The following is a 540-nucleotide window of genomic DNA, read 5'->3' as shown; positions in this document are numbered from 1 at the left end:
CTGACGCATCGACAACCGTTGTTTCCCCACCCATTCCCGATAGGCGCGGCAGAAGTGGCTATAGCTGTAATAAGGCTCACCGACTTTCTCACGCATTTCATCGAATACTAACTGCAACGTCAAATATTTGTGCTGCTTTAAATCCTTATTAATGGTGAGCCAGTCAGGTGTTGGGTATCTTTTTTGACGGGGTGAGAAGTCCCTGATTTTTGTATTAAGAAACGTACCGTGTTGTTTATCTTCAGGTAACGGCCATTGGTTTAACCCTAACTCATTGGCTTTTTTAACGTAATTAGCGACGGTCCCAGGGGAGATATTTAAGCTTCTAGCAATCTCTCGATGGGATAATTTTGCTGAATATTTCAGCCGTAAAATAGCATGTAGTTTACTCATAGATATAGGTCTTGTTGACATGATTGTTATCCTCATCAAATGATTTAGATAACGGTTTAACATACCTACAAAAATGATAAAACGTGAACTCGGTTACGAGTGGCATTAAGCTTTGATCGGCAAAATCATTAAGAACACAAAAGTGAT

The 540-nt window shown here is 40.0% G+C and carries 1 protein-coding gene; it reads right to left on the bottom strand.

Annotated elements, in window-relative coordinates; translation table 11 throughout:
* Window positions 1-393, bottom strand: a 393-nt coding sequence (locus tag H5187_RS23960; protein ID WP_259401778.1) for a sigma factor-like helix-turn-helix DNA-binding protein, incomplete at its 3' end; no start/stop codon positions are given.
* Window positions 394-540 lie beyond the last annotated feature (147 nt).

The organism is Pseudoalteromonas sp. SG44-1 (genome assembly GCF_014164315.1).
Classification (GTDB): Bacteria; Pseudomonadota; Gammaproteobacteria; order Enterobacterales; family Alteromonadaceae; genus Pseudoalteromonas; species Pseudoalteromonas rhizosphaerae.
Note: the sequence above shows the minus strand (reverse complement) of the source record. Positions and strands in the feature narration are given on the sequence as shown.